The following is a 2,252-nucleotide window of genomic DNA, read 5'->3' as shown; positions in this document are numbered from 1 at the left end:
AGGACCTGGGCATCACCCACCTGTTCTGCTCCCCCATCCTCCAGGCCGCCCCCGGCTCCACCCACGGCTACGACGTCGTCGACCACACCCGCATCTCGCAGGAACTCGGCGGCGAGGAGGGGTTCCGACACCTGGCCGAGGTCGCCCACGAGCAGGGCATCGGTCCGGGCCCGCAGGTCGGGAAGGCGTACAAGTTCCTGTCAGGAGCAACACACCGAGCACGGCCCGATCCCTCAGGACGAGGCGAGGCAGCTGCTGCTGAACTGGTGGCATGACAACGCCTGAGGCCACGGGCCGCTGCTGCGGTTCAGGGGGACCGGTCATGCCGGTCACCCTGGGTGAGCCACCCAAGACCTTGCACCTCGATCAGCCGTCCACCGATCGCGCTGGATGCATCCTGCAACCGGATCGAGACCCGGTGATAATCTGCCACCAGCGCACGACGATGAGGCAGAAGAGGTGCACATGAACACCCACCGGGACGACGAAGATCGGATGCGTTCCATGGCTTCCCAGGTACTGGCACGGATCGACGGGGAACGAGAGATCCTGCACCTGATCGAGACCGGGCTGGATGACGAGGCAATCATCTCTCGAAGCGGCGCCGAGCCCCGCATCGTGGCGGGAGTCAGGCAGGAACACCAGCGCGGGGAGGAGATTCGTCCGGTGACGCCGTATGAGTTGGGTTTACGGCGGTTCATGGGGCAGATCAGCACCGAGGAGATGATGGACCGGTTGCGGTCCTGGCCCTACACCTTCGGGCAGCATCACTACGACTTCTATGACGAGGGTTCATGGGACGAGGTCAGGCGCTTGCACAGGTATGAGATCATCACCGATGACGAGTACGAAGAACTCCGGTTGATCGTTCAGCAGTTTCCGGATCATCCTTCATGACAGAGCCGATGAACGAGGCGGCGCGGCGGACGGAGGAGCAGGTTCGCAGCCTGGTGGGACAGCTCGCTGCGGAGCATTCCCTGCCGGCGGACCCTCCGAAGGGTTCCCTGTGGTTTCGGCTGGGGCAAGCAATCGCTCAGGCCTATGTGGATCGTGCCGATCGCGAAGGAGTGCGTGGAGGTCGGGCGATCATCATGGCTGGTCCGCCGGGCGCGGGGAAGAGCAAGGGTGTGGCTGCGGTACGGACTGCCCTGGGACCAAAGGAAGCAGAGCGGTTGGGGGTGGTGGACGATGGCTTCATCACCGTTGATGCCGATGATGTGAAGCAGGTGTTGCTCGGTAATCCGGTGGCGGGGCTCGATGTTGATCCTGAGCTGGTGGGGCAGGCCCGCGAGCACTGGGACCGGTTGATCGCCAACCACACCCCGGATCCCCTCGCCGATGGCAGACCCCTCCTTCGTGGCGAACTCTCCACCCTCGTGCACCAGCTCTCCACCGACACAGCCAACGATGCTCGGGAGCAGCTCATGGCAGAACATGTCAACATCACGATCGAGGGCACCCTGCAATGGATGGAACCCTCAGGTGTCGGACAAGGCCCTCGGCTGGTCACCGCCCTGAGGACGGAGCAGTACACCCAGGTCACCATCGTCGCGGTGGACACACCTCAACCGATGTGCCTGGAGGCTGCACACCAGCGGTGGATCACACCCCGCTCCCAAGGCGACGTCACGGCCCGCTACACCCCACCCGAGGCCGTCACCTCGATGTTCACCCCGAACAACACGGTCAGCCGATGCATCGACAACGCCCGCATCACCCACCAGCTGGCCAGCACCCATGCCCACTTCAGCCAGGTCAACCTGTTCATCGCCCACCGCTCCCCGACCAGCACCGTCATCGAACACATCGACCGCGACGGCCAGTCCCGCAGCACCACACTCCAGAACAGCACCCCACCCGCCAAGACCCTTCCCCCTCGGAGCCCGGCAAGGAACCACCCCCTGCAACACAACCGGATCACCCCATCCGCCCCCGGGCTCGGACGCTGAAGTCGTCAGCAAGAATCTCTCAGCTAAACCACCGTCACCGTGTTTTCTGCCACTCTTCAGCCGCCACAGGCCCTCGCAACCCGAAGAATGGCTGAAAACACCGCCTCGAGATTTTTGTCACCCCACCGGCATAGAGTGAGGACCGTGGACACTGTGAGGAACACCCCGAACTCGACGTACCGGCTGCAGCTGACTGCCGACTTCACGTTCAGCGACGCCGTCGTCCAGCTGCCCTACCTGAAGGACCTGGGCATCACCCACCTGTTCTGCTCCCCCATCCTCCAGGCCGCCCCCGGCTCCACC

At 64.1% G+C, this 2,252-nt stretch carries 3 protein-coding genes; all 3 read left to right on the top strand.

From position 1 onward, the window contains the following. Positions 1-275 (top strand): alpha-amylase family glycosyl hydrolase (locus EII35_RS16775; RefSeq protein ID WP_395858266.1); only part of this gene is annotated, 275 nt, incomplete at its 5' end. A 115-nt stretch (positions 276-390) separates the two neighbouring features. Beyond that, the gene (locus EII35_RS15300) at positions 391-897 is read left to right on the top strand and encodes a hypothetical protein (protein ID WP_125229320.1); all 507 of its coding nucleotides are present in this window, start codon (positions 391-393) and stop codon (positions 895-897) included. Between the two features lie 194 nt (positions 898-1,091). Next, the gene (locus EII35_RS15295) at positions 1,092-1,949 is read left to right on the top strand and encodes a hypothetical protein (protein ID WP_185744395.1); all 858 of its coding nucleotides are present in this window, start codon (positions 1,092-1,094) and stop codon (positions 1,947-1,949) included. Positions 1,950-2,252 lie beyond the last annotated feature (303 nt).

Source organism: Arachnia propionica (assembly GCF_003932785.1).
Classification (GTDB): Bacteria; Actinomycetota; Actinomycetes; order Propionibacteriales; family Propionibacteriaceae; genus Arachnia; species Arachnia propionica_B.
Note: the sequence above shows the minus strand (reverse complement) of the source record. Positions and strands in the feature narration are given on the sequence as shown.